Origin of the sequence: Aeromonas media (genome assembly GCF_000819985.1) — a bacterium.
Classification (GTDB): Bacteria; Pseudomonadota; Gammaproteobacteria; order Enterobacterales; family Aeromonadaceae; genus Aeromonas; species Aeromonas media.
On sequence record NZ_CDBZ01000006.1, the window covers coordinates 1 to 687 of the forward strand.

The window sequence follows — 687 nt, forward strand, 5'->3', positions numbered from 1 at the left end:
CCCTCCACCTGCGCCACCGCCCCCTGGATCTCCCCCACCAGCTGGCGCAACTGGGTCGACATCCGGTTGATGGAGCCCGTCAACCCGCCCAGCTCATCCTGGCGCAGCACCGGCAGGGGCTCCCTCGGCAGGCGGCCATCGGCGACCAGCCCGGCACGGTTCACCAGACTGGCGATGTCACGGGTCAGACGGCGACTGAACAGCAGGGCCACCAGGGTGCCGAGCAAGATGACGCTGGTGGTTGCCAGCAGCAGGGTGCGGTGGATGGTCTGACTGGCGCCGGCCATCTTGCCCGCTATCTTCTCCACTTCCCCCCGGGTCTGGGTCACCTGATTCGCCAGCTGGTCGGCGAGTCGGGTCAACGCAGGTTCTATGTCGGTGGCCATCAGGTGGTTGGCCTGATCCCAGTCCGGCGCCTGTCGTCTGGCGATCACCTGCCCGACCAGCTCGGCAAAGGGAGCCGACATCTCCTCAAAGAGCGTCCACAGACCCTTCTGCGCCTCGGTGAAGTTGGCCTGTTGCTGTTTCAGCTCGGCCACTCGCTGCAGGTGGAACTGGTAGTAGTCCTGGTACTTGTCCAGGTACTCCTTGTCCCCGGAGATGAGGAAGTCCCGCAGGGCGGAGAGGGCATTGGCCAGCCCGTTGTAGGCATCCCCCACCTGCTTGAGCAGCAGGCGGCGATCGCCG

Annotated in this window: 1 protein-coding gene; it reads right to left on the bottom strand. The window is 65.9% G+C overall.

From position 1 onward, the window contains the following. The coding region (locus BN1127_RS00280; protein ID WP_042648094.1) for a HAMP domain-containing protein at window positions 1–687 on the bottom strand (687 nt) is incomplete at both ends.